This window comes from Parasphingorhabdus sp. (assembly GCF_049667325.1).
Taxonomy (GTDB): domain Bacteria; phylum Pseudomonadota; class Alphaproteobacteria; order Sphingomonadales; family Sphingomonadaceae; genus Parasphingorhabdus.
In genome coordinates, this window is the sequence record NZ_JBATHY010000242.1 from 1 (window position 1) to 1,658 (window position 1,658).

2 protein-coding genes are annotated in these 1,658 nt (G+C 59.4%); one reads left to right on the top strand and one right to left on the bottom strand.

Features of this window, described 5'->3' with window-relative positions; all coding sequences use genetic code 11:
• On the top strand, positions 1-708 hold a 708-nt coding region (locus tag WBM93_RS10860; RefSeq protein WP_424431755.1), incomplete at its 5' end, for a FecR domain-containing protein.
• Positions 709-729: 21 nt separating this feature from the next.
• On the opposite strand, the gene WBM93_RS10865 is transcribed toward WBM93_RS10860, so the two are convergent.
• On the bottom strand, positions 730-1,658 hold a 929-nt coding region (locus tag WBM93_RS10865; RefSeq protein WP_424431757.1), incomplete at its 5' end, for an adenylate/guanylate cyclase domain-containing protein.

Here is a 1,658-nt window from a genome sequence, read left to right on the forward strand (position 1 = left end):
GTCAAGATCCCGCGCCGGCAGCGGCTGGCCTGGGGCGATATGCTCAGCACCAGGAAAAAGAGCAAACTGCAGATTCTGCTGCTCGACCGGTCGACCCTGACCATCGGGTCCAATGCCCAACTGGCGATCAACCGCTTTGTCTATGATCCGGGCAAAGAGCGATCCTTCGGTGCGACGGTGAGCAAAGGGGCCTTTCGCTTCATGTCGGGACGCAAGTCCGCCAAATCGTCCGCAACTGTGGATTCCTCTGTCGGCACCATCGGTATTCGCGGCACCGCTATAGATGGCGTGGTCGGCAAGGATGCGGTGAAAATCGCCAGCAAAGAACCGTTTCTGGACGGCGTGAAGGGCGACAAGGACAGCGCGATGCTGGTCGTTCTGCGCGGGCCGGGTCCCGATCGCAGCGGCGATCTGGACATCGGGCTTGCCGAAGTCAGCGCGGCAGGAAAAACCGTGACTCTCGATCAGCCAATTTTGGCGGCCTACATTCCCAGACCGGGGGCCCAGCCCATCGGTCCGTTCCAGCTCTCGGCGAGCGGCTTGTCAAAATTGCAGGATTTGCTGGCGCCGAGCGTCACCAATGCCAACAAGAGCGGCTTGCTGGGCAAATTGCTGCCGGCTGCCGTCATCGGCGTTGGTATCGGGCTTCTCTTGCCGAGAGGAAAAGACGAGTGTGTAGACCAAAATACAGCTGGCGCTTGCCAGTAGCAAAAGCCGGATCGAAGCGCGCTATTTCTCGGTCGCCTCAAACACGCCGTCCCAATCCTTCCTGATCGGTCGACCGGACAGTTTATCGATCCGCTGGCGGAAAACCTCAACCAGTATGGCAAGACCCGCATCGCGATAGGCCTTCTCCTGCGCGGCAAGCATGGCTCCGGCTTCGGCCCAGTTCTGCGCGCGGTAGAGTTCCAGAAACCTGTCATGCCGGCTTCGGAGTTTCGCAAAACCGGCATCCTCGTTCATCCTCTCGTCGCCGAGCAGGGCAAAGACCGTGTCCGACGCGTCGCGTCCGACCACCCTGACCCGGTCGAGCTCGAGCAAGGCAAAACCGTCCAGTCGCTCGGCGAGCGCGCTGCCGATCAGGATCTGCACGCCATATTGTTTGGTCAGCCCTTCGAACCGGGAAGCGATATTCACCGTGTCGCCGATCAACGTATAAGACAATCGCTGCTGCGATCCCATATTGCCGACGCAGCACAGGCCGGCATTCATCCCGATCCCGATTTTGACATCGGGTGGCCAGACTTGCCCGGCCTGTTGCGGCAGTTCGCGGTTCAACCGCTCGAGACTGTCTACCATTTGCAATGCGGCCCGCGCGCCGTTGCGGAATTGATCCGGATCATCGAGCGGCGCATTCCAGAAGGCAAGAATCGCGTCGCCGATAAATTTGTCGACCGTCGCCTTTTTCTCCAGCAATATATTGCACATCGGGGTCAGGAAACCGGTCAGGAAGTTGATCACTTCCTTCGGGTCATATTGTTCCGAAATTCTTGAAAATCCGCGGATGTCACAGAACAGGACCGTCATTTCCCGCTCCTCGCCGCCGAGCTGCAGGCGTTCCGGGTTGGCGGCAATCTGGCGGACCATCTCGGGCGAAAGATAGCGGTCAAAAGCGGTGTGGATATAGGCTCTCTGCCGCTCCTCCTGCCGGAAACTCA